Below are 20,344 nucleotides of genomic sequence, written 5' to 3' on the forward strand. Positions count from 1 at the left end.
CTCAACGCGGCGTGCGGTAGGCCCCGTCGAGCGGCACGATCTCGCGGCCGAGCGGCCACAGCGAGATGCCGGCGAGCTTCAAGTGTGCCCAGGCGAAGGGCAGGCCGATGATGGTCACGGCGAGGATGACCGCCGCGATCAGGTGCCCGAGCGCCAGCCACCAGCCGGCGAGCACGAACCAGATGATGTTGCCGATAAGCGCGAACAGGCCGCCGAACGTGCCCGGCGGCTTGTCGACGACCGTGTAGCCGAAGGGCAGGAACGTGTAGACGGCGATATTCAGCGCCGCCTTCGCCCAGGGCAGGCCGATGATGGTGACGGCCATGATCACCGCGGCGATCAGCCAGCCGGCGGCCATCCAGATGCCGCCGCACAGGATCCAGAGAACGTTGAGCAGCAGACTCACCGGCGACATGGTCGTTTCCCTCGTTGTTGCCGCCTGACATGGCGTCTGCGGGCGGCCGCGTCGAGCCCCGCCCGCATAAATTGTAACAACCCGGCGGCGCGGGTACTCTTTAACCGTTTGTGGCGATTCGTGGCGTCAGGGTCCCTTCACCCGCGCCAGCGCGATTCCATCCGAGCGCTTGCGCCTGTGCTTGCGTACGCAAATGCGATGGCTAGCCAGAGGGAATCCGCCATGTCTTCTTTCGACATCAAGACCGCGTCGCAGGCGCTGTCGCCCGCCGAATTCGTGCCGTATGACGGCGATCCGCTGACCTATGAGACCGCCGGTTGGGGCGAGCGCATCGTCACCGCGGCGGCCACCATCGCCGCCGTGCTGGTGGTCGCCACCATCGCGGTGTTGATGAGCATGGCCTGAGCCGGCGCTCAGGCCGGGCCGAAGGCGCGCCGCGAGGCGGAGGCGAACTGCCGCCGCCACATCACGATCAGCACCGCCAATGTGGTGAGCGCGAGCGGCAGCGGCCCGAGGAACCAGCCGAGATAGCCGAGCGCGAAGAAGAAGGCGCGCTGGCCGCGGTTGAAGTGCTGCCCGGCGTCGGCGCAGATCGAGGCGGCGCGGTGCGCGAAGAGTTTCGCCTCCGCCGAATTCTGTTCGCTCGACGGCGGCGCCGCGCCGATCAGGATGGCGAAATAGTTGTACAGCCGGTACGACCAGGCGAATTTGAAGAAGGCGTAGACGAAGATGATGGCGAGCCCCATCATCTTCATTTCCCACAGGTCGCGCGACGGCGCGCCGAACGGCAGCACCGAGATCACCGGCAGCACCGCCTCGGGCGCGCGCAGCAGGCTCACGGTGCCGCCGACGGCGATCAGGCTGGTCGAGGCGAAGAAGGCGGTGCCGTTCTGCAGCGCGGCCGAGACCTGCGCGTCGACGATGCGGCCGTCGCGGCCGAGCATGTGCTGCATCCAGGCGTCGCGGTATCTGTTCATCAGCGCGTTGAGGCCGTGGCGGCCCTTCGCCGTGCGCTCGATGACGTAGGAGTAGCCGAGCCAGGCGGCGAGGAACCAGGCAAAGGCGAGGAGGTCGATCGGGCTCAGCATCGTCATGGGCGAATCCCCCGTGCCGTCCATCCTGCACGCCGCGGCGGCGGCTTCAACCGCGCTTGAGCCGGCCGCGCCGGTCTGCCACTTTCCCCGGCAAAGGAGAGCCCATGCCGCAGACCATCACCACCAGCGTCAAGGCCCTGTGCGAGGCGGCCGAGCGCGAGATCGAGACCGTGCCGGTCGAGCAGGCGATCGCGCGCGCCCAGGGCGGCGACGTCGTGCTCGTCGACATCCGCGACATCCGCGAATTGCAGCGCGACGGCAGGGTGCCGGGCGCCTTCCATTGCCCGCGCGGCATGCTGGAATTCTGGATCGATCCCGACAGCTCCTATCACAAGCCGGTCTTTGCGCAGGACAAGAGCTTCCTGTTCTTCTGCGCCGGGGGCTTACGCTCGGCGCTGGCCGCGCAGACGGCGCAGCGCATGGGACTCAAACCCGTCGCCCATATCAAGGGCGGCTTCGGCGCCTGGAAGAAGGCGGGCGGTCCGGTCGAAGCGCCGGAGGCGAGGAAGCCTTAAGCCATTCACCGCGCTGTTGCGCGCGATCAGAACAATTCGTTTGTGCGTCGATATGGTGCTGGTGAGATTCCGCGAGCCTGCGGGCTCCCTCTCCCCGTTGGGGAGAGGGTCGGGGTGAGGGGGGCCTGCGACGAATGAGCGAACAAAGAAGCAGAGCAGAAAACACATGTCCCTGACCCTCGTCATCGGCAACAAGAACTACTCGTCCTGGTCGCTGCGTCCGTGGATCGCCATGAAGGTGGCCAGCATCCCGTTCGAGGAAATTCAGATCCCGCTCTACGAGCCGGGCAGCCGCGAGCGCATGCTCGAATACTCGCCGGCCGGCAAGGTGCCGATCCTCATCGACGGCGACGAGCACGTCTGGGAATCGCTTGCCATCCTCGAGCATCTCGCCGAACGTTTTCCGGAGGCCAGGCTGTGGCCGTCCGACCGGCGCGCGCGCAGCCACGCCCGCGCCATAGCGAGTGAAATGCACGGCGGCTTCCAACCGCTGCGCCAGAACTGCACGATGAATATGTGGCTGCCGGTGAAGGCGCGGCCGCAGCCGCCGGAGGTGCTGGCCAATGTCGCACGCATCGAACAGATGTGGGCCGACTGCCGCGCGCGTTTCGGGCAAAGCGGGCCGTTTTTGTTCGGCGCCTTCGGCGCGGCCGACGCGATGTACGCGCCGGTGGTGGCGCGCTTCAACACCTACGGCCTGCCGGTGTCGGCCAAGACACGCGCCTACATGGACGCGGTGATGGGGCTGCCGGCGTGGCGCGAATGGTATGACGCCGCCATGCAGGAGACCTGGATCATGCAGCACAACGAGCCGGACTGGCCGCTGGTGCGCGGCAAGCCGGTCGGATAAGCGAACGGTCGAATTTGTCGCAGGCAGCCGTCCGCGGCGGAGGCGCGCCGCGCAAGCTCAAGTGATCTCTTCGCTTTCGCTGCACGCGCGGCCGCAATGCGGTCCTTTCGATCGACCGATTGGCATTCCGCGGTTCCGCAATTTTGTCGAATTCTCAGGCAGGATCGCGCGCGTGTGGCGCGGGCATTGGTCCGCGATCGCGGTCGGGGGCGACTCTTTTTGCGCGGGGAATTTGTCCCCGCACGGAGTTGCTTGCCATGCGCTTTCGCCTGCTCGCGCTGCTCGGTGTCGTCTCGGCCCTGGCGCTTCCCGCCTTCGCCCAAACCGCGAAGCCCGACGTCAAAGGCCTCTACCTGCTGACCGACTATCCCGCGGTCAGCGTGCAGCCGGGCACCACCTCGACCATCAATCTGCATCTGCGTAATTACGGCCTGCCGCCGGAGCGCCTCGCGCTCGCGGTCTCCGGCGTGCCGAAGGGCTGGACCGCGACCTTGCTCGGCGGCGGCCAGCCGGTCGCCGCGGCGATGCCGGCGACGGACGACAGCGTCTCGCTCGACCTGCGTCTCGACGTGCCGAAGAACGCCGGCACCGGCACCGATACGCTCACCGTCACCGCGCAGGGCGGCGGCCAAAGCGTGTCGCTGCCGCTGCAGGTGACGTTGGCCAAGGAATTGCCGGCGAAGCTCGCGCTCACCACCGATCTCCCCGAGTTGCGCGGCTCCTCCTCGTCGAGCTTCGAGTACACGCTGCACATCAAGAACGACAGCGGCAAGAAGATGCTCGTCAGCCTCGCCGCCGACGCGCCGCAGAACTTCGACACCTCGTTCACCGAGGCCTATGGCAGCCAGCAGCTCACCGCCATTCCGGTCGACGCCGGCAAGAGCAAGGACGTGAAGCTGAAGGTGTCACCGCCGAGCACCGTCGACGCCGGCCATTATCCGGTGACCGTGCACGTCGACGCCGACGGCGCCAAGGCCTCGGCGAAGGTCGCGCTCGACATCACCGGCCAGCCGAAGCTCGCGCTCGCCGGCCGTGAAGGGCTGTTGTCGGCGAACGCCACCGCCGGCCGCCAGGCGACGATCCCCGTCACCGTTATGAACACCGGCACCGCGCCGGCCGAGAACGTTACGCTCTCCGGCAACGCGCCCGACGGCTGGAAGATCGAGTTCAATCCGAAGACCATCGCCCGCATTGCACCGAACAAGAAGCAGGAGGTGCAGGCGCTGCTCACGCCCTCCGACAAGGCGATCGCTGGCGATTACGTCACCGGCATGACCGCCTCGGCCAAGGGCGAGACCGGCACCGCCAACTTCCGCATCACCGTCACCACCGCCACCGTGTGGGGTGTCGCCGGCGTCGGCATCATTGGCGCGGCGCTCCTGATCATGGTCGGCGCCGTCGCCCGGTTCGGCCGTCGATGAGCAAAGCCATCCTCGAGGCCAGGGGCCTCACCAAGCGTTACGGCACGGCGTACGCCGTGCGGGACGTGAGCTTCTCGGTCGGGGCAGGCGAGATCTTCGGTCTGCTCGGACCGAACGGCGCCGGCAAGACCACCACCATCCTGATGTTGCTCGGCCTGTCCGACATCTCGGCCGGCACAGCGCGCGTCTTCGGTCACGACCCGATGCGCGAGCCTTTGGCGGTGAAGCGGCTGATCGGCTACCTGCCGGACACGGTCGGCTTCTACGACAACATCACCGCGGCCGATAACCTGCACTACACGGCGCGGCTGATGGGCTTTTCGCTGGCTGAGCGCAAGAAGCGCATCGCCGAGGCGCTCGATCGCGTCGGCCTCGCCGAGGTTGCCAACAAACGCGTCGGCACCTTCTCGCGCGGCATGCGGCAACGGCTCGGCCTCGCCGAAATCGTCATGAAGGGTGCGCGCATCGCCATTCTCGACGAGCCGACCAACGGCCTCGATCCGCAGGCGAGCATCGATCTCCTCGATCTCATCCGCTCGCTGAAAGCGCAGGGCGTGACCATCCTGCTGTCGTCGCATCTCCTCGACCGCGTGCAGAGCATCTGCGACCGCGTCGCGCTGTTCAATCTCGGGCAGATCGCGCTGATGGGCACGGTCGGCGAGCTCGGCAGTCAGGTGCTCGGCGGCGGTTACACCGTCGAGGTGGAGGCCGACGGCGGCAACGGCATCGGCAAGCGGCTCGGAGCGCTGCCCGGCGTGCGCAATGTCGCCGAGCCGACGCCCGGCCGCTGGCGCGTCACCTGCGACCGCGACCTGCGCGGCGAGGCGGCGGCAGAAGTGGTCGCCGGCGGCGGCCGCCTGCATCAGTTGTCGCTCGATCGGCCGAGCCTGGAGACGATCTACACGCGCTATTTCCAGACGCAAAACCCGCAGGAACAGGAGACGCCGCATGCAGCGTGAAGGCTCGCCCTGGCAGGGTCTCGGCGTCGTCATTTTGAAGGAACTGTCGGATCACTTCGGCAGCGTGCGCATGCGCGTGCTGGAATGGCTGGTGGTGCTGACGGCGCTCGCCGCGGTCTACGGCGCCATCCAGCAGATCCGCGACGTCACCGCGCAGGATCCGTTCCTGTTCCTGCATCTGTTCACCACCGCGCGGCAGCCATTGCCGTCGTTCATCTCGTTCCTCGGCTTCCTGGTGCCGCTGATGGCGATCGGGCTCGGCTTCGACGCGGTCAACGGCGAGCACAATCGCCGCACGCTCTCGCGCATCCTGTCGCAGCCGATCTACCGCGACGCGCTGCTGTTCGGAAAATTCATCGCCGCGCTGACGACTCTGTCCGTGTCGTTGATCGCGTTGTGGCTGCTGGTGATCGGCCTCGGCCTGATCATGCTCGGCGTGCCGCCGGGCGGCGAGGAGATGGCGCGTGCCTTCATCCTGCTGCTGGTGACCATCGCCTATGCCGGCGTCTGGCTCGCTCTGGCGATGCTGGCCTCGACCGTGTTCCGTTCGGCGGCGACGGCGGCTTTGGTCACGCTCGGCCTCTGGCTGTTCCTGACGGTGATCTGGCCGGCGCTCGCGCCGGCGATTGCCGAGGCGGTGGTGCCGCGCGGCGACCAGGCGGGCCTCATCATCACGGCGCAGATGCTGGCGCGGCTGTCGCCGTCGACTTTGTTCGGCGAATGCGTGCTGGCGATCCTGCATCCGACGACGCGGACGCTGGGGCCGGTCTATCTCGACCAGTTGCAAGGCGCGGTAATGGGCTCGCCGCTGCCGCTGTGGGACAGCCTGATGGTGGCCTGGCCGCAGATCGTCGGTCTCATCGCCGCGACCATCATCCTGTTCGTCGGCGGCTACGTCGCGTTCCAGCGGCAGGAGGTGAGGGCGTAAGAGACGCCGCCGCTCCCGAATTGATTAATGTCAGCAATTCCGCGCTTGCCGTCCGTTGTGAGCGCGCGCGCTGCGTCTATCATTTGCCGCATTCGGATTTGCGCGGGGGCGGCCATGACCGACGTCAGATATTCAGCGACTTTCGCCTGCAGCATCGCGGCCGCGTCGGTGGCGGCGTTCACGCTGGCGATTGCCTGTCTCGCGCCGCGCCCGGCGACCGCATTGCCGGCTTACGCCAAGCAGACCGGGCTCGCCTGCGGCCGCTGTCACGTCAGTCCGGCGGGCGGCGGACCGAACACCGCCTTCGGCAAGGCCTTCGCCGCCAACGGCCACAAGGTGCCGGGCAAGACCGCGGCGAAAGGCGGCAAGGGGAGCGGCAAGGCAGGCGAAAAGGCGGCTCCGGCCGCGACCGAAACTGCGGCCGCGCCGGCCGCCGCGCCCGCCTGCAGCGGCGGCTATTACTCGCCGACCTGCAATCCCCATTTCGGCGAGCGGCCGGAGATCGACTACTCGACCGGCCTGTCATTCAAGGTTTTCCCGCAGAGCGATTGAGCGTGGCGTGAGTCCGATCGTCCCGGCACGGTCCGGCGCCTGGCTCTTTTTCGGTCTCGCGTTCGGCTGGACCTGGTTGTTCTGGATCCTGGCGGCGATCCTGAATATCAGCGCGCAGGCGCCGTCTGGCCGCGTGCTGGTGGTGGGTGGACTGCTCGGCCCGATGCTCGCGGGCATTGGCCTCGCATCGCTTGGCGGCGAGAGCCGGCGCGATTACTGGAAAAGGGTCGTCGATGGACGCCGCATTCCGACGTGCTGGCTTGCGGCGATCCTCCTGTTCGCGCCATGCCTGATGGCCCTCGCGATCCTCGTCGATGTTGCTGCCGGGAACGAAGCGACGTTGGCGGCCATAACAGGGAGGGCGGCTCCCTTCGTCGCGGCGCCATGGACGCTGGCGCCATTCCTCCTGCGCGTCCTCGTCTACGGTCCATTGCCGGAAGAACTCGGCTGGCGCGGCTATGCGCTCGACCGCCTGCAGGCGGCACACAAGCCGCTCGCCGCCAGTCTGATTCTCGGCGCGGTCTGGGCGGCGTGGCATCTGCCGCTGTTCTTCATCCGCGACATGAACCCGCATTACAGCCACGGCGTCGGCTCGGCGTGGTTCTGGCTGTTCATGGCGCAGGTCGTCGCCGCCGCTGTCGTCTACAGCTTCGTCTTCAACAACACCGGGCGCAGTACGCTGGCGGCGATCATCTTCCATTTCATGTCGAACATGACGGTGGAGCTGACCAACGTGACGGACGCCACGAATCTCTATGCGACCCTGTTGTGGATTGCCGCCGCCGTCGCGGTCGCCTCTCTGTGGGGCGCTGGCGCCGTCACGCCTCCGTCAGCGAGCGCTTCAGCGAAGCGTTGAGCCTGATCACGAGGGTCGCGCGCCCGCCGGTGGCCGGGCTCACTCGGCCGCCTTGCGCTCGAACCGGCCCGCCAGTTCGTCGATGAACGGCAGTTGCCCGGGCAGGATCTTCTTGCGCGCGGTGGCGATACCGAACCAGGCGATGCGGTCGACTTCGGGGAAGCTCTGCATGCGGCCCGAGCGCGGCGGCCACTCCATCTCGAACAGGTTGCTGGTGAAATTGGTCAGGTCGAAATCGGCCTCGAGCGCGAAGGCGTGCACCAGTTTGCCGCTCTTCTGCCGCAGCGGCGTCAGCGGCAGGACGTCGCCCGCGGCGACGAGCCCGGTCTCCTCGTTGAACTCGCGCCGCGCGCAGGCGAGCACGTCGTTCGATTCGACGACGCCCTTGGGGATCGACCAGGCGCCTTCGTCGCGCTTGCGCCAGTACGGGCCGCCCGGATGGGCGAGCAGCACCTCCAGCCGCTTGTTGCGGCGGAAGGCGAGGATGCCGGCAGAGATTTCGGTGCTGCGGGACAAGGGCGCAAGGCTCGGGCGAAAGGCTCGTTTCCGTCTGTGGCGAAGCAAAACACGGGCTGGGCGCGCGGGCCAGACGCGAAAATGTGAAGGCGGCCATGCGGCGCCAGGGAACCCGCGGCGGCGGCCGAGGCTTTTCGGACTGCCGAAAACCGTAATGCCGCATCCTGCGATGGGGACCTGACGAATGAGCCTGTCCGAAATCTGGACGCGCACCGCGTCCGACCTGCGCGCGCTGACCCCACGCCAGCGCAACGCCATTGTCGCCAGCTATCTCGGCTGGACGCTCGATGCCTTCGACTTCTTCCTGCTGGTCTTCGTCCTCAAGGACATCGCCGCCGAATTCCATACCGACGTGAAGGCGGTCAGCCTCGCCATCGTGCTGACGCTTGCGGCGCGGCCGGTCGGGGCGCTGCTGTTCGGCCTTGCCGCCGACCGCTGGGGACGGCGGCCGACTTTGATGGTCGACATCGTCTGCTATTCGGCGATCGAGCTCGCCTCCGGCTTCGCGCCGGGGCTGACCGTGTTCATCATTCTGCGCACGCTGTACGGCGTCGCCATGGGCGGCGAGTGGGGCGTCGGCGCCTCGCTGACCATGGAGACGATCCCGCCGAAGACGCGCGGCATCGTCTCCGGCATCCTGCAGGCGGGCTATCCGTCCGGCTATCTCATCGCCTCGATCGTCTACGGCCTGTTGTTCACCACCATCGGCTGGCGCGGCATGTTTTTCGTCGGCGCGGCGCCGGCGCTGCTGGTGCTCTACATCCGCAGCAACGTCGAGGAGTCGCCGTCGTTTACGGCGCGGCGCGCGCGGCTGTCGACCGCCGGCCTGTGGCAGACCATCCGCAACAATATGGGCCTGTTCGTCTTCTCGATCGTCCTGATGACGGCGTTCAACTTCTTCAGCCACGGCACGCAGGATCTCTACCCGACCTTCCTGCAGGTGCAGCGCCACATGTCGCCGCACGAGGTCGGCATCATCGCCGTCATCTACAATATCGGCGCCATCCTCGGCGGTCTCTTCTTCGGCGCGCTGTCGGAACGGATCGGCCGGCGGCGCGCCATCGTCATCGCCGCGCTGATCGCGCTGCCGGTCATCCCGCTGTGGGCTTACGCGCCGAACGCCGTGTGGCTCGCGGTCGGCGCCTTCCTGATGCAGGTGGCGGTGCAGGGCGCCTGGGGCATCGTGCCGGCGCACTTGAACGAATTGTCGCCGGAAGAGGTGCGCGGCACGTTCCCCGGCTTCACCTACCAGCTCGGCAATCTGCTCGCCTCCGGCAATGCCACGCTGCAGGCCTGGATCGCGCAGAGCTACGGCGGCGACTACGCGCTGGCGCTGGCCGTCGTCGCGGCGGTGGTGGCGATCGCGGTGGCGGTGCTGGCCTGGGTCGGCGTCGAGGCGCGCGGCGTCAAGTTCGCCGGCACGCCGCACCCGGCGGAGTAGGGGGCCGCACGCACAGACGAAAAAACCCGACGCCACATGCGCCGGGTTTTCTCAATTTCAGGTCGCAGGACTTAGTCCTGCTTCAGCACTTCGCGCGCCGTGTCCTTGAGGCCGCCGACGGCATTCTGGATCTTGCCGGCGCCCTGCTGCGCCTTGCCTTCGGCTTCGGTCTTGGTGTCGCCGGTCACCTTGCCGACGGCTTCCTTGACCTTGCCCTTGGCCTGCTCGACGCTGCCTTCGATGCGATCTTTGTCCATCGTCGTTCCTCTCTGATTGTCGTGGAAGTCGCAACAACAACGCGCGGGTCGCGCCTTACGTTCCGGCGCGAACGCCTCACGTTGGCATGTCAAAAGACACGCGCGCGACGACGGCTATTCCTTGCGGTCCTGCGGCGCCGGCAGCGGGCCGGGCTGCTTCCCTGACGGCGTATCGGCGCCGGTATCGGGCGACAGCGACTTCGGCGCCGCGCCGGTCGTTTCCGGCTGCTTGATGTTCGCCGCCGGAGTCCTGGCGTGGATCGGCGGGCCGTATTTGTCGGGCGGCGCCGCCTGCTGCGCCGCCGGCGCCTTTTCCGGAGCCACGGTCTGCGCCAGCGCGGCGCCCGAGAGCGTTGCGGCCGTCAGGCCGAGCACGATCGTCCATCGTTGCATGACGCGCCTCCTCGTCAGTTCACATGCGGAAATGTGCTTGAGAGGAGGAAACGTGCGGGCTGCCGCGCCGGTTCCGCCCGGCGCCGCCATTGCCATCGCGGTTCCGTCCGGGCACCTTCGGCGCGTTCAGGGGAGGGCTCCCGTGCCGATTCTGTCCTCGTCGGTCGACACAAACAGCGCCGAGTTCCGCGCCAATGCCGAGCGCATGCGCGCGCTGACCGCCGAATTGCGCGACAAACGCGCCGCAGCGGCGGCCGGCGGACCGGCGCGCGCGCGCGAGCGCCACGTCGCCCGCGGCAAATTGCTGCCGCGCGACCGCGTCATGAACCTGATCGATCCCGGCTCGCCGTTTCTCGAACTGTCGCCGCTCGCCGCCAGCGGCCTCTATGACGACGCCATCCACGGCGCCGGGCTCATCACCGGCATCGGCCGCGTCGAGGGCCGCGAATGCATGATCGTCTGCAACGACAGTACGATCAAAGGCGGCACTTACTATCCAATGACGGTGAAGAAGCATCTGCGCGCGCAGGAGATCGCGCGCGAGAACCGGCTGCCGTGCATCTATCTCGTCGACTCCGGCGGCGCCAATCTGCCGCACCAGACCGAGGTCTTTCCCGACCGCGAACATTTCGGCCGCATCTTCTTCAACCAGGCGACCATGTCGAGCTTACGCATTCCGCAGGTCGCTGTGGTGATGGGCTCGTGCACCGCCGGCGGCGCCTATGTGCCGGCCATGTCGGACGAGACCGTCATCGTCAAGAACCAGGGCACCATCTTCCTCGGCGGCCCGCCTCTGGTGAAGGCGGCGACCGGCGAGGTGGTGAGTGCGGAGGATTTGGGCGGCGCCGAGGTGCACGCGCGCAAGTCCGGCGTCGCCGATCATTACGCGCAGGACGATCATCACGCCTTGAGCATTGCGCGCCGCATCGTCTCGCATCTCAACGCCAAGAAGACTGTCGACATCCCGCTCGCCGCACCGCGCGATCCTGCTTTCGACATCGCCGAGCTCGACGGCCTGGTGCCGAGCGATCTCAAGAAGCAGTACGACGTGCGCGAGGTGATCGCGCGTCTCGTCGACGCCAGCGAGTTCGACGAGTTCAAGGCGCTGTACGGCACGACGCTCGTCACCGGCTTCGCGCATATCCACGGCATGCCCGTCGGCATCCTCGGCAACAACGGCATCCTGTTCTCCGAGAGTGCGCTCAAGGCCGCGCACTTCATCGAATTGTGCTGCCAGCGCCGCATTCCGCTCTTGTTCCTGCAAAACATCGTCGGCTTCATGGTCGGCCGCGACTACGAAGCCGGCGGCATCGCCAAGGACGGCGCCAAGATGGTGACCGCGGTCGCCTGCGCCCAGGTGCCGAAGGTGACGCTGATCGTCGGCGGCTCCTACGGCGCCGGCAATTACGGCATGTGCGGACGCGCTTACGGCCCGCGCTTTTTGTTCACCTGGCCGAACGCGCGCATCTCGGTGATGGGCGGCGAGCAGGCGGCCTCCGTGCTGGCGACCGTCAAGCGCGACAACATCGAGGCCGGCGGCGCCAAATGGTCGCAGGTCGAGGAGGAGGAGTTCAAGGCGCCGATCCGCGACCAGTACGAGACCGAGGGCAATCCCTATTACGCGACGGCGCGGCTGTGGGACGACGGCATCATCGCGCCGTCGGAAACGCGCCGCGTGCTGGCGCTGGCGTTTAGCGCGGCGTTGAATGCGCCGGTGGAGGAGACGCGGTTCGGGGTGTTCAGGATGTGAGGGGTCAGTTGATGGCCGGAGGTGAGCTATGGCGTCATGGACGGGTATTCAGCCTTTTCAGACTCTAATTGTAGGTATCATTGGGTTCGCTGGCGTAATTACGACGCTTTGGTTCAACGCGAGGCAAGCACGCCAACAACGCACGTTGGAAAGATTGCATGAGGCTGAGACGTTACGTGTGGCATTGATTGAAGAACTGAAGATATCCCGTACTGCCGTGGTAGAAAATTCTTCCAGCATGGATATGGCACAGGACGCCTTTGTGCCAACAGCTCCAATGGACGACGTCTATCGGGCGTTCACCGGTAGGGTTGGTCTTTTGTCTGAGTTGGAGGTTGGCAAAGTCATGATCGCTTATCTCACATTAAGAAAGTCATGATCGCTTATCTCACATTAAGAACGTATCACGCGAAGCTGTTTCTTATAGGAGTCCCCGTCCATACCGGCGATCATCACGTTAGGGTCCCAATAAAGAACGCACCGCTGCTGGCCGGGATGTTTAAGAATTTACTGGGTCCGATCAGCGACGCGATCCAAGCGATGGAAAGTGCTCGCGCCCAAAAATAGCGGGTTGGCAATGGCTACGAAGCGAGCGTTGTCCGGGTCGGCCTCGGCACAAGGAGCGCCGCACTTCGCTTCGCTCCACACGGCGGCAGCCTCATAACCACACCCGACCCGCAGAAAGAATCAAGAGCGTGACAACAAGCGCAGCTAGCAAAACCGCCAGTGGCCCTATCGCGCGGATTTCAACTCCAAGACCTTTTAAATAGAAATCATTCTGCTTCATGGCATCCATCCCAGAGTGACGTCGTTCGCATATAGACGATTATTTGCGCGCGCCAAGCGGATTTGAAATCCAAGCGTTCGTGCCAAACGGTTTGCCATTGTAGAGCTGTTAACACCGAAATTGAGCTAAGCCCTTGAGGACTCGCGAGGTGGTTAGTCATCAGTTCGTCCAATAAAAGATTGGACCTATAGGGACTTGTGCACAGAATTCACCGTCGGCCGCGGTGGACTGTGTCGCACGCAGCATCTCCCGGCCTCGTGGTGCGGAGCGCTGCGCAGCAGCGCGTCTCGAACCATGGGGCCCGCCCCATCCTTCGAGACGTGGCCTAAAGGCCGCTCCGGAGTGACGTTGTTCGCTCCAGGGGCACGTCACGCCGCATCCTTCTGCCTCGGCTTGATCTTGCGCAGCGCCGCCGCCGCCGCATCCTCGGCGCGCTCCAGATCGTATTGCGCCTGCATCCCCATCCAGAATTCCGGCGTGGTGCCGAAATAGCGCGCCAGCCGCAAAGCGGTGTCCGCGGTGACCGGTGTCTCCTCGCGTGCCAGCCGTTCGATGCGCGTGCGCGGCACGCCGCAGGCTTGCGCCAGCGCATAGGGCGTCAGTTTCATCGGCAGGAGAAACTCCTCGCGTAGAACGTCGCCGGGATGCACAGGGGGGAGCCGCTTCGCCATGGTCGTCCTTTCAATGATAGTCCACGATCTCGACGTCTTCCGGGCCGGCCGCTGTCCAGCGGAACACGATCCGCCACTGGTCGTTGATGCGGATCGAATGCGTGCCGGCCATGTTGCCCTTGAGCGCCTCCAGCCGGTTGCCCGGCGGCACCGCCAGATCGCCGAGCGCGCGCGTTGTTCAACTGCACCAGTTTGCGGCGGGCGATCTTTCCGACGGCGAAAGAAAAGCCCTTGGGGGCTTGCCTTTCCCGCAGGATCGTCTCGGCTCGTTTGCCCTTGAAGGAGCGGATCATGCCGGTACCAGGCGAATGATCTTAAAGGTATCATATCGTGATACTATCGGCAAGCCTGCAGGGCGGATAGCGAAGCTTGATGTCGCCTGTCACCGGCGCGCTATACCTGTGGCTCATGCGCTTACGCGAAGCGAGCCTCGAAGGGTCTCTGACTCACAGGTCCTTCGAGGCGCGCCTACGGCGCGCACCTCAGGACGACGGGAGAGGGTAGGCAGCGCCGCAGTTCACGCCTTCTTCTGCTTCTTCTCCGCCGGCAGCTTCGCGGCCTTGCGCAGCGCCGCGTTGATGCGGCTCTGCCAGCCGCGGCCGCTGCGGCGGAAATGCGCGATGACGTCGCGATCGAGCCGTAGGCTCAGGGCCTCTTTCGGACTGTCCGAGGGCGGCCGACCGCGGCTGACCAGTTTGCCGCCCTTGTAGAGATCGGCGCGCTCGAACCATTCATCCGTCAGCTCCGGAATCTCGTCGTAATCCTTCGGGCCGAGGACGTAGGCGTCGACTTTCTTCATGTCACTACCGACGGGCTTCGATTTGCGCGGTGTACTTTTTCTTTTCCCGGTCATTGGCCTTCCTCATCGTAAAGACGTGCCGGGCGTCGCCGCGCGGTGTCCAGCCGACAATGACCATTGCGTCGGCGCAGATACCCGACGGTGATCATCCGCACTTCGCCATAGTCGCGCCGGTCGTCCGGGTGTTCGAGCTTGAGACCGTCCAACACCAGCGGTGCGTCCAAAAAGTCGAGCCCACGCTCGCGCAGCGTCCAGTCGCGCTTCGCCGGGTCGAAGGTGATCCGCATCGACCAATTATTGTATATACAGAAAATGTGGCGGGCAAGCGGCGAGGCCGCCGCGGCGGCACGCATAAAGTCGTCTAGGTAGGACTATTGACTTGCGGCGGACTATATGTCTATCGTGGCTTGTCCTGCTCGCTGAGGGGCGTCGTCATGGGACGCCGTGAAGACGGAGCAGCGGTGAGGGAGGGGCGGAGATGTGCCCACGATCTCGCCGGGTCGATGACCGGGGAAACCCCGCCATCGGTCGATGCGGCGCCGCGGGCCGGAGGCGAACGTAGCCTTTGGCGCTCGGGCGATGGCGGGGCTCCGCTCGCAGGCATTACGACCTGCCGCCAGGAGCTGGCTGACAGGCGTGGCTGGTCCACGTTCTCGGAAGCGCGGCCCGCCGGTCGCAAGAACGCCGCAGTGGAGCGCCGGGAGGCGCCTTTCTCCTGAGAAGGAGGAAGGGGACGCCTTCGCAAAGCGTCCCACGGATGGTCTCGCCGGCCATCCACGGGGGTCTCGCACACCCCCGCGTTTCCCGGCGCTCCGCTCCCCTCGCGGGAGCGGCGACAAACGGGAATGACGGCTCACCCGGGGCCGACCAAAGAACACGGGCGATGACGCGCGCCTTGACGGGAAGGCGCATCCACCAACTCCGTTCATTCCCGCGAAAGCGGGAATCCAGTTCTAGATCACAACTGGGTCCCCGCTTTCGCGGGGACGAACGGAAAGAAGGTCCGCTTGCGGGCGCGTGCAGCAGTGTCCCATCATTCAACGCCGCAATAAGGAGCCCCTATGCAGCCGATCGAATACGCCGACGCCTCGCCCGCCGTGCGCGCCGTCTATGACGACATCAAGCGCTCGCGCAACGTGCCCGACGTCAACAATTTCTGGAAATACCTCGCGCACGACCCGGCGACGCTCAAGCGGACCTGGGAGAGCATCAAGGAGATCATGGCGCCGGGCGCGCTCGATCCACTGACGAAGGAGATGATCTATCTCGCCGTCTCCGTCACCAATGGCTGCGGCTATTGCATCGCCAGCCACACCGCGGCGGCGCGCAAGGCCGGCATGTCGGACGCCATGTTCGCCGAAGTGATGGCCGTCACCGGCATGGCCAACGAGACCAACCGCCTCGTCAACGGCTACCGCGTGCCGATCGACGCCGCCTACAACTCCTGACAGCGTTGCGGGCCGCCCGCGCGTCATGCCATGGTGCGGCCAAACCTGGGGGTGCACATCCCGGGGGCGACGAGCGCGTGGGGGAGCCAGGCATGATGTTGGATCGCAAGCTATTGATGCGGATTCTGTGCGTGGGACTGGTCGCCGGCATCATGCTGCCGGTCGGCGGGGTCTTGTTCCCCTATGTCAGCCACGCCATCGACGGCCCGCAGTTCCAGGCGCTCGAGGCCGTGTTCAGCGCGACCGCCGGCTTCGGCCTCTACGCCTTGATCGGCTGATCGCCCGACCTACTGGTTTTTCTGCGGCGCCGTCGGCGGCTGGACGGCGTTGCCGCTGCCGGCCTTCTGTGGCTGCTGCTTGTCGGCCTTGGGCGCCGCGCCGGTGGTGCCGACCTTCGGCTGCGTCGGCGCGGGGACATTGGTCGCCTGCGCCGAGGGCGCCGTCGATCCCGCCACCTCCTGCCGCTGGCTGGTCAGTCCGTAGAAGAAGACGCAGAGGATCGCGATCAGCAGCACCGCCACCATGCCGATCTGCCAGGCGGTCGCCGGCGCGCGTTCGCTGTCGTGCACGTGCACGCCGCTGTCGAGCACCGGGCGGTCACGGGTGGCGGGATCTTCGAAGCTCATGGCGTTGCCTCCGCAGTCCTGAAAAAGCGACCCCGGCGCGACCGGCGCCGGGGTTGATTGGTCGTTGCGTTACTTGCTCTGCGGCGGAGCGGGCGACTGCGCCGGCGCCGGCGCCGTGGTGCCCGGCGTACCGCCCGGATGCGGCGCGGTGGTGCTCATCGGCGCCGAGCCGGTGGTCGAGGCCGCCGGATTGCTGGCGGTCTGGTGGTTGCCGCTGCCGTTCCAGCCGCCGATCAGCACGAACACGATCAGCACGACGACGGCGATGCCGGCAATCCAGCCCCAGACGGCGCCGCCGCTGTCGCGGACCGGCGCTGGGGCGTGCAGCGGGTCATTGACCGGGTCGTTCAGACGGGGATCGGTATAACGCGGGTCGCTCATAACGGCCTCCTTGGTTCCCGACGCTCTCAGGCGTCTCCCGTGACCATGAAAACCCGGGGGCAGGCGGGCGGTTCCTTCGAGACCCGACACTGGAACCCGGCTTCTGCTATAGCTCGTCGCCCCGTTGCCGGACCCTGCGCATGAGTCCCAGCCGCTTCGCCATCGCCGCCGCGCCGGCGGTCTTCGTCGTGCTCTGGAGCACGGGCTTCATCGGCGCGCGCTACGGCATGCCCTATATCGAGCCGCTGACCTTCCTCGGCGTGCGCATGCTGGGCGTGGTGGCGGTGATGCTGGTCATCGCGCTGGTGAGCCGCCCGCGCTGGCCGGACGCGCGCGAAATCCGGCACAGCCTCGTCACCGGCGTGCTGGTGCACTTCCTCTATCTCGGCGGCGTCTTCGTCGCGATCAGCCAGGGCGTCCCCGCCGGCATCTCGGCGCTGCTGCCCGGCCTGCAGCCGATCCTCACCTCGACCATCGCCAATCGATTCATGCGCGAGACCGTGACGCGGCAGCAATGGCTCGGCCTCGGGCTCGGCCTGCTCGGCGTCCTGCTGGTGCTGCACGACCGCTCGATCGTGCTGGCCGGCACGCCGCTCGGCTGGACGGCGAGCGTCGTCTCGCTCGTCGCCATCACGCTCGGCACGCTCTATCAGAAGCGTTTCGGCGGCAGCATCGACTGGCGCACCGGCAACATCGTGCAATATGCCGGCGCCGGCGTGCTGTTCTGGCTGTGCGCCTTCGTGTTCGAGACGCGCGTCATCAACTGGACCGGCGAACTCGTCTTCGCCGTCGCCTGGCTGGTGCTGGTGCTGTCGGTCGCCGCCGTGGCGCTGATGTACTGGCTCATCCGCCGCTCGCCGGCGACCAGCTTTGCCAGCCTGTTCTATCTGGTGCCGGCGGTGACGGCGCTGATGGCGTATGGGCTGTTCGGCGAGACGCTCGACCACGTGTCGGTGATCGGCATGGCCGTCTGCGCCGTCGGTGTGGTGCTGGCGAACCGCGGCGCGGCGAAGCGCCTGCGCGTGACGGCCGCGGCGGAGGCCTAAGCCTTCGGCTTGAGCACCATCTGCGTCTGCGTCACCAGCGCGCACAGCCGGCCGTCGCCGCGGGTGACCTTGGTCTGCAGCACGATGGTCGATTTGCCGACATGCAGCGGCGTGCACTCGGCGAAGGCGACATCGCCGAGCGGCACCGGCGCGAAGAAGTTGGTCTTGCTCTCGATCGTCGTGGTGGCATGACCGGGCGGCAGATTGGCCGTTGCGCAAGTCCCTCCCAAATTATCGGCCAGCGCCATGATCGCCCCGCCGTGCATGATGTTGTGGCGGTTGTTGAGATCCTCCCGCATCGGCAGTTCAGCCGACACCCGCTCGGCCGAGGTGTGCGTGATCTTGAGGCCGAGGAAGTCGGCGAAGGGCGGCTGCTTGAAGGCGCGTTCGTTCATGGCGGGAGCTCGCGGGAGGGCAGGCGGGGCCGAAAGCATAAAGCAAAAGGCGCGGACGTTGTCGTCCGCGCCCGCAGGTTTCTACAGCAATCCGTGCGCTCAGTCGCGCGGCTGCGGCACGATGCGGATATAGGGCCGCGGCGCCTTGAAGCCGCCCGGATAGATTTTCTTGGCTTCCTCGTCGCTGACGGCGCCGGAGATGATCACGTCCTCGCCCGGGTTCCAGTTGGCCGGCGTCGAGACGCGGTGCTTGGCCGTGAGCTGCAGCGAGTCGAGCACGCGCAGCACCTCGTCGAAGTTGCGCCCGGTCGACATCGGATAGACGAGGATCAGCTTGATCTTCTTGTCAGGGCCGATGATGAAGACGTTGCGCACCGTCTGGTTGTCGTTGGCGGTGCGGCCTTCCGACGAGCCGCCGGTCGCGGCCGGCAGCATGCCGTAGGCCTTGGCGACTTTCAGGTCGGTGTCGCCGATCATCGGATAGTTCGGCGCGAAGCCGACGACCTCCTTGATGTCGACCGCCCACTTGGCGTGGTTGGTGACCGGATCGACCGACAGGCCGATGATCTTGGTATTGCGCTTGTCGAACTCGGGCTTGAGCCGCGCCATGGTGCCGAGCTCGGTCGTGCAGACCGGCGTGAAATCCTTCGGGTGCGAGAACAGCACGCCCCAGGAATTGCCGAGCCACTCGTGAAAGCGGATCTTGCCCTCGGTGGTTTCCGCCTCGAAATCGGGTGCGGTATCGCCAATCGCCAAAGTCATCGCAGACCTCCAAACAGTGTGCCGTTCTGAATTTCCCGGACCTTATATATGGGCCGGCGCCGCCGGAACAGGCGGCAACGCAAAAGAGCAGCATGCGCCCACCGCGCGGCTGATGGGCAGGATGCGCCTTTCGTGGCGGTCGGCGATGGCGGAACGTTCTTGCTGCGTCATTTTGTCTGCCTATAGCCGTCGGTCAGCGTCTTCAGGAAGGCGACCAAGTCATCGATTTCGGGTGGCGACAGCGCCGGTCGATCGCCCGGCTGGCCGCCGAAGGGCCGGTCCATGTTGACGTTCGTCACATACCGCGCCGGCAGGTCGTCGAACTTGGCGACGCGGCCGTCGGTGCCGCGCGGGTACCATTTGCCCGGCTCGGTATCGCGCTCGACATAGAAGGTGACCGCCTCGCGCAGCGAGTGGACGAGCCCGTTGTGGAAGAAGGTCTTGCGCAGCGCGACATTGCGCAGCGAGGGGGTGCGGAACAGACCGCAGTACTCGGCGCGGCCGGTGAAATCGCTGCGCAACGGCCCGCACAGTCCGAGGTCGCGGTAGGCGGGGTCGGCATTGGCGGGGATCGCCGCATTGCGCGGCAGGCCGAGCGCGATGAAGCCGTAGTCGGTGAATTGCGGCGGCGCGCCGTTGAAGTCCGGCGCGCTGCGATGACAGCTCGCGCAGTTGCCTTTTTGCGGATCGTTGAACAGCGCCAGGCCGCGCGCCTCCTGCGGCGTGAGCTGCGCGCGGCCGGCGAGATAGGCGTCGTACTTGCTCGAATACGGATAGAAGTCGCGCGGGCTCTGTTCGTAGACCTCGAGCGCGTGCGTCAGCGCAGCGAAGGTCTTGTCCGGATCGGCAAGAACGTCCGCGCCATAGATCGCCCTGAGTTCGGCGTCGTAGCCGGCCTTGCGCGCGCGCGACGCCACCGCGGCGGCGTTCTCGTTCGCCATCTCGAACGGCGAGGTGAGCGGGAAGGCGGCCTGCGCGCGGCCGCGGTCCAGGCGGCCGTCCCAGGTCAGGCCGCCGGTCGGGCCGTTGTCGACGCTGGCGTCGCCCTCGTCGTCGGAGTCGTAATAGTGCTCGGTGAACGGCGGCACCGCCTGCAGATAGGTGAGCGAAGGCACGGCGCGCAGGCCCGGCTGGCGCATGTCCTTGCCGCCAAGCTGCACGGCGCGGTCGTTGCCCGGCGAGAAGCCGTGCGCCGGATCGTGGCAGGTGGCGCAGGCCATCTGGCCTGAGGCGGACAGGGCCGGATCGAAAAACAGCTTGCGGCCGAGCGCTTCCAGCGCGCTGGCGCGGGCATAGGCCTGCGGCCGGGTCAGTGTGATGTCTTCAGCGCGCGCCAGCGCCGCGGCGATGCACAGGCCGGCTACGCCGATCACGATCAGAAGACGGGGAAATCGGGCCATCGGTCGAGGGGTGCAATGTGCAGAGGATTGATGACGACCATCTGACAGCCCTGCGCCGCCGCTGTGGAACGGTTCATGTAAC

General features: G+C 66.4%; 28 protein-coding genes and 1 pseudogene. 14 read left to right on the forward strand and 15 right to left on the reverse strand.

Annotation, left to right across the window (positions count from 1 at the left end):
- Nucleotide 1: 1 nt before the first annotated feature.
- A complete protein-coding gene (locus tag VGV41_RS04260) occupies nt 2-415 on the reverse strand; it encodes a YccF domain-containing protein (RefSeq protein WP_326862412.1) in 414 nt (137 codons plus the stop codon).
- Between the two features lie 222 nt (nt 416-637).
- Between VGV41_RS04260 and VGV41_RS04265 the strand changes: the two genes are divergently transcribed.
- Complete coding sequence (locus tag VGV41_RS04265) at nt 638-820, forward strand: hypothetical protein (RefSeq protein ID WP_326862413.1); 183 nt, start codon at nt 638-640, stop codon at nt 818-820.
- Nucleotides 821-828: 8 nt separating this feature from the next.
- Here the strand turns inward: VGV41_RS04265 and VGV41_RS04270 are convergent, their stop codons facing one another.
- Nucleotides 829-1,509 (reverse strand): DUF599 domain-containing protein, encoded by a 681-nt coding sequence (locus VGV41_RS04270; protein ID WP_326862414.1) that lies wholly within the window; start codon nt 1,507-1,509, stop codon nt 829-831.
- Nucleotides 1,510-1,613: 104 nt separating this feature from the next.
- On the opposite strand from VGV41_RS04270, the gene VGV41_RS04275 reads away from it, so the two are divergent.
- The 7 genes from VGV41_RS04275 to VGV41_RS04305 all read left to right on the forward strand — a co-directional run bounded on the left by VGV41_RS04275 (nt 1,614) and on the right by VGV41_RS04305 (nt 7,590).
- The gene (locus VGV41_RS04275; RefSeq protein ID WP_326862415.1) at nt 1,614-2,024 is read left to right on the forward strand and encodes a rhodanese-like domain-containing protein; all 411 of its coding nucleotides are present in this window, start codon (nt 1,614-1,616) and stop codon (nt 2,022-2,024) included.
- Nucleotides 2,025-2,190: 166 nt separating this feature from the next.
- Complete coding sequence (locus VGV41_RS04280) at nt 2,191-2,874, forward strand: glutathione S-transferase family protein (protein WP_326862416.1); 684 nt, start codon at nt 2,191-2,193, stop codon at nt 2,872-2,874.
- 257 nt (nt 2,875-3,131) lie between these two features.
- On the forward strand, nt 3,132-4,295 hold the full coding sequence (locus VGV41_RS04285) for an NEW3 domain-containing protein (protein WP_326862417.1): 1,164 nt from the start codon (nt 3,132-3,134) through the stop codon (nt 4,293-4,295).
- Nucleotides 4,292-5,254, forward strand: coding sequence for an ABC transporter ATP-binding protein (locus tag VGV41_RS04290; RefSeq protein WP_326862418.1), 963 nt, complete (start codon nt 4,292-4,294; stop codon nt 5,252-5,254). The genes VGV41_RS04285 and VGV41_RS04290 overlap by 4 nt, the downstream gene beginning before the upstream one ends.
- Nucleotides 5,244-6,182 carry an ABC transporter permease gene (locus VGV41_RS04295; RefSeq protein WP_326862419.1) on the forward strand — a complete coding sequence of 313 codons (939 nt, stop codon included), beginning with the start codon at nt 5,244-5,246 and terminating at the stop codon, nt 6,180-6,182. Before VGV41_RS04290 ends, VGV41_RS04295 begins: the two co-directional genes overlap by 11 nt.
- A gap of 114 nt (nt 6,183-6,296) precedes the next feature.
- Entirely contained in the window at nt 6,297-6,734 is a 438-nt protein-coding gene (locus VGV41_RS04300) for a hypothetical protein (RefSeq protein WP_326862420.1), read from the forward strand.
- A 7-nt stretch (nt 6,735-6,741) separates the two neighbouring features.
- Nucleotides 6,742-7,590, forward strand: a complete 849-nt coding sequence (locus tag VGV41_RS04305) for a CPBP family intramembrane glutamic endopeptidase (RefSeq protein ID WP_326862421.1) — start codon at nt 6,742-6,744, stop codon at nt 7,588-7,590.
- A 39-nt stretch (nt 7,591-7,629) separates the two neighbouring features.
- Here the strand turns inward: VGV41_RS04305 and VGV41_RS04310 are convergent, their stop codons facing one another.
- Nucleotides 7,630-8,106 carry an NUDIX domain-containing protein gene (locus VGV41_RS04310; RefSeq protein ID WP_326862422.1) on the reverse strand — a complete coding sequence of 159 codons (477 nt, stop codon included), beginning with the start codon at nt 8,104-8,106 and terminating at the stop codon, nt 7,630-7,632.
- A 184-nt stretch (nt 8,107-8,290) separates the two neighbouring features.
- Between VGV41_RS04310 and VGV41_RS04315 the strand changes: the two genes are divergently transcribed.
- Nucleotides 8,291-9,547 (forward strand): MFS transporter, encoded by a 1,257-nt coding sequence (locus VGV41_RS04315; RefSeq protein WP_326862423.1) that lies wholly within the window; start codon nt 8,291-8,293, stop codon nt 9,545-9,547.
- A 71-nt stretch (nt 9,548-9,618) separates the two neighbouring features.
- Here the strand turns inward: VGV41_RS04315 and VGV41_RS04320 are convergent, their stop codons facing one another.
- The gene (locus VGV41_RS04320; protein WP_326862424.1) at nt 9,619-9,804 is read right to left on the reverse strand and encodes a CsbD family protein; all 186 of its coding nucleotides are present in this window, start codon (nt 9,802-9,804) and stop codon (nt 9,619-9,621) included.
- Nucleotides 9,805-9,918: 114 nt separating this feature from the next.
- Nucleotides 9,919-10,197 (reverse strand): hypothetical protein, encoded by a 279-nt coding sequence (locus VGV41_RS04325; RefSeq protein ID WP_326862425.1) that lies wholly within the window; start codon nt 10,195-10,197, stop codon nt 9,919-9,921.
- Between the two features lie 205 nt (nt 10,198-10,402).
- Here VGV41_RS04325 and VGV41_RS04330 point away from each other — a divergent pair, with 205 nt between their 5' ends.
- Nucleotides 10,403-11,947, forward strand: coding sequence for a carboxyl transferase domain-containing protein (locus VGV41_RS04330; RefSeq protein ID WP_326862487.1), 1,545 nt, complete (start codon nt 10,403-10,405; stop codon nt 11,945-11,947).
- A gap of 28 nt (nt 11,948-11,975) precedes the next feature.
- On the forward strand, nt 11,976-12,326 hold the full coding sequence (locus VGV41_RS04335; RefSeq protein WP_326862426.1) for a hypothetical protein: 351 nt from the start codon (nt 11,976-11,978) through the stop codon (nt 12,324-12,326).
- A gap of 279 nt (nt 12,327-12,605) precedes the next feature.
- Here the strand turns inward: VGV41_RS04335 and VGV41_RS04340 are convergent, their stop codons facing one another.
- The 5 genes and pseudogenes from VGV41_RS04340 to VGV41_RS04360 form a co-directional block, all read right to left on the reverse strand.
- Entirely contained in the window at nt 12,606-12,734 is a 129-nt protein-coding gene (locus VGV41_RS04340; RefSeq protein WP_326862427.1) for a hypothetical protein, read from the reverse strand.
- 368 nt (nt 12,735-13,102) lie between these two features.
- The gene (locus VGV41_RS04345; RefSeq protein ID WP_326862428.1) at nt 13,103-13,405 is read right to left on the reverse strand and encodes a HigA family addiction module antitoxin; all 303 of its coding nucleotides are present in this window, start codon (nt 13,403-13,405) and stop codon (nt 13,103-13,105) included.
- A gap of 10 nt (nt 13,406-13,415) precedes the next feature.
- Nucleotides 13,416-13,698: pseudogene (locus tag VGV41_RS04350) on the reverse strand (type II toxin-antitoxin system RelE/ParE family toxin).
- Between the two features lie 224 nt (nt 13,699-13,922).
- On the reverse strand, nt 13,923-14,204 hold the full coding sequence (locus tag VGV41_RS04355) for a BrnA antitoxin family protein (protein ID WP_326862429.1): 282 nt from the start codon (nt 14,202-14,204) through the stop codon (nt 13,923-13,925).
- 50 nt (nt 14,205-14,254) lie between these two features.
- On the reverse strand, nt 14,255-14,557 hold the full coding sequence (locus VGV41_RS04360; RefSeq protein ID WP_326862430.1) for a BrnT family toxin: 303 nt from the start codon (nt 14,555-14,557) through the stop codon (nt 14,255-14,257).
- A gap of 708 nt (nt 14,558-15,265) precedes the next feature.
- On the opposite strand from VGV41_RS04360, the gene VGV41_RS04365 reads away from it, so the two are divergent.
- Nucleotides 15,266-15,652 (forward strand): carboxymuconolactone decarboxylase family protein, encoded by a 387-nt coding sequence (locus VGV41_RS04365; RefSeq protein ID WP_326862431.1) that lies wholly within the window; start codon nt 15,266-15,268, stop codon nt 15,650-15,652.
- Between the two features lie 92 nt (nt 15,653-15,744).
- Entirely contained in the window at nt 15,745-15,930 is a 186-nt protein-coding gene (locus VGV41_RS04370) for a hypothetical protein (protein WP_326862432.1), read from the forward strand.
- A 9-nt stretch (nt 15,931-15,939) separates the two neighbouring features.
- Here the strand turns inward: VGV41_RS04370 and VGV41_RS04375 are convergent, their stop codons facing one another.
- Both VGV41_RS04375 and VGV41_RS04380 read right to left on the reverse strand, forming a co-directional pair.
- Nucleotides 15,940-16,278: a hypothetical protein gene (locus VGV41_RS04375; RefSeq protein ID WP_326862433.1), complete on the reverse strand. Its 339-nt coding sequence runs from the start codon at nt 16,276-16,278 to the stop codon at nt 15,940-15,942.
- Nucleotides 16,279-16,347: 69 nt separating this feature from the next.
- A complete protein-coding gene (locus tag VGV41_RS04380) occupies nt 16,348-16,659 on the reverse strand; it encodes a hypothetical protein (RefSeq protein WP_326862434.1) in 312 nt (103 codons plus the stop codon).
- Between the two features lie 134 nt (nt 16,660-16,793).
- Between VGV41_RS04380 and VGV41_RS04385 the strand changes: the two genes are divergently transcribed.
- A complete protein-coding gene (locus tag VGV41_RS04385; RefSeq protein WP_414705059.1) occupies nt 16,794-17,705 on the forward strand; it encodes a DMT family transporter in 912 nt (303 codons plus the stop codon).
- Here VGV41_RS04385 and VGV41_RS04390 read toward each other — a convergent pair.
- The 3 genes from VGV41_RS04390 to VGV41_RS04400 form a co-directional block, all read right to left on the reverse strand.
- A complete protein-coding gene (locus tag VGV41_RS04390) occupies nt 17,702-18,100 on the reverse strand; it encodes a PaaI family thioesterase (protein ID WP_326862436.1) in 399 nt (132 codons plus the stop codon). The two genes, VGV41_RS04385 and VGV41_RS04390, sit on opposite strands and share 4 nt — an antisense overlap.
- Nucleotides 18,101-18,199: 99 nt before the next feature.
- Nucleotides 18,200-18,862, reverse strand: a complete 663-nt coding sequence (locus VGV41_RS04395) for a peroxiredoxin (RefSeq protein ID WP_326862437.1) — start codon at nt 18,860-18,862, stop codon at nt 18,200-18,202.
- Nucleotides 18,863-19,029: 167 nt separating this feature from the next.
- Complete coding sequence (locus VGV41_RS04400; RefSeq protein ID WP_326862438.1) at nt 19,030-20,262, reverse strand: cytochrome-c peroxidase; 1,233 nt, start codon at nt 20,260-20,262, stop codon at nt 19,030-19,032.
- Nucleotides 20,263-20,344: the final 82 nt, after the last annotated feature.

Origin of the sequence: Pseudolabrys sp., from assembly GCF_035943735.1 — a bacterium.
Classification (GTDB): Bacteria; Pseudomonadota; Alphaproteobacteria; order Rhizobiales; family Xanthobacteraceae; genus Pseudolabrys.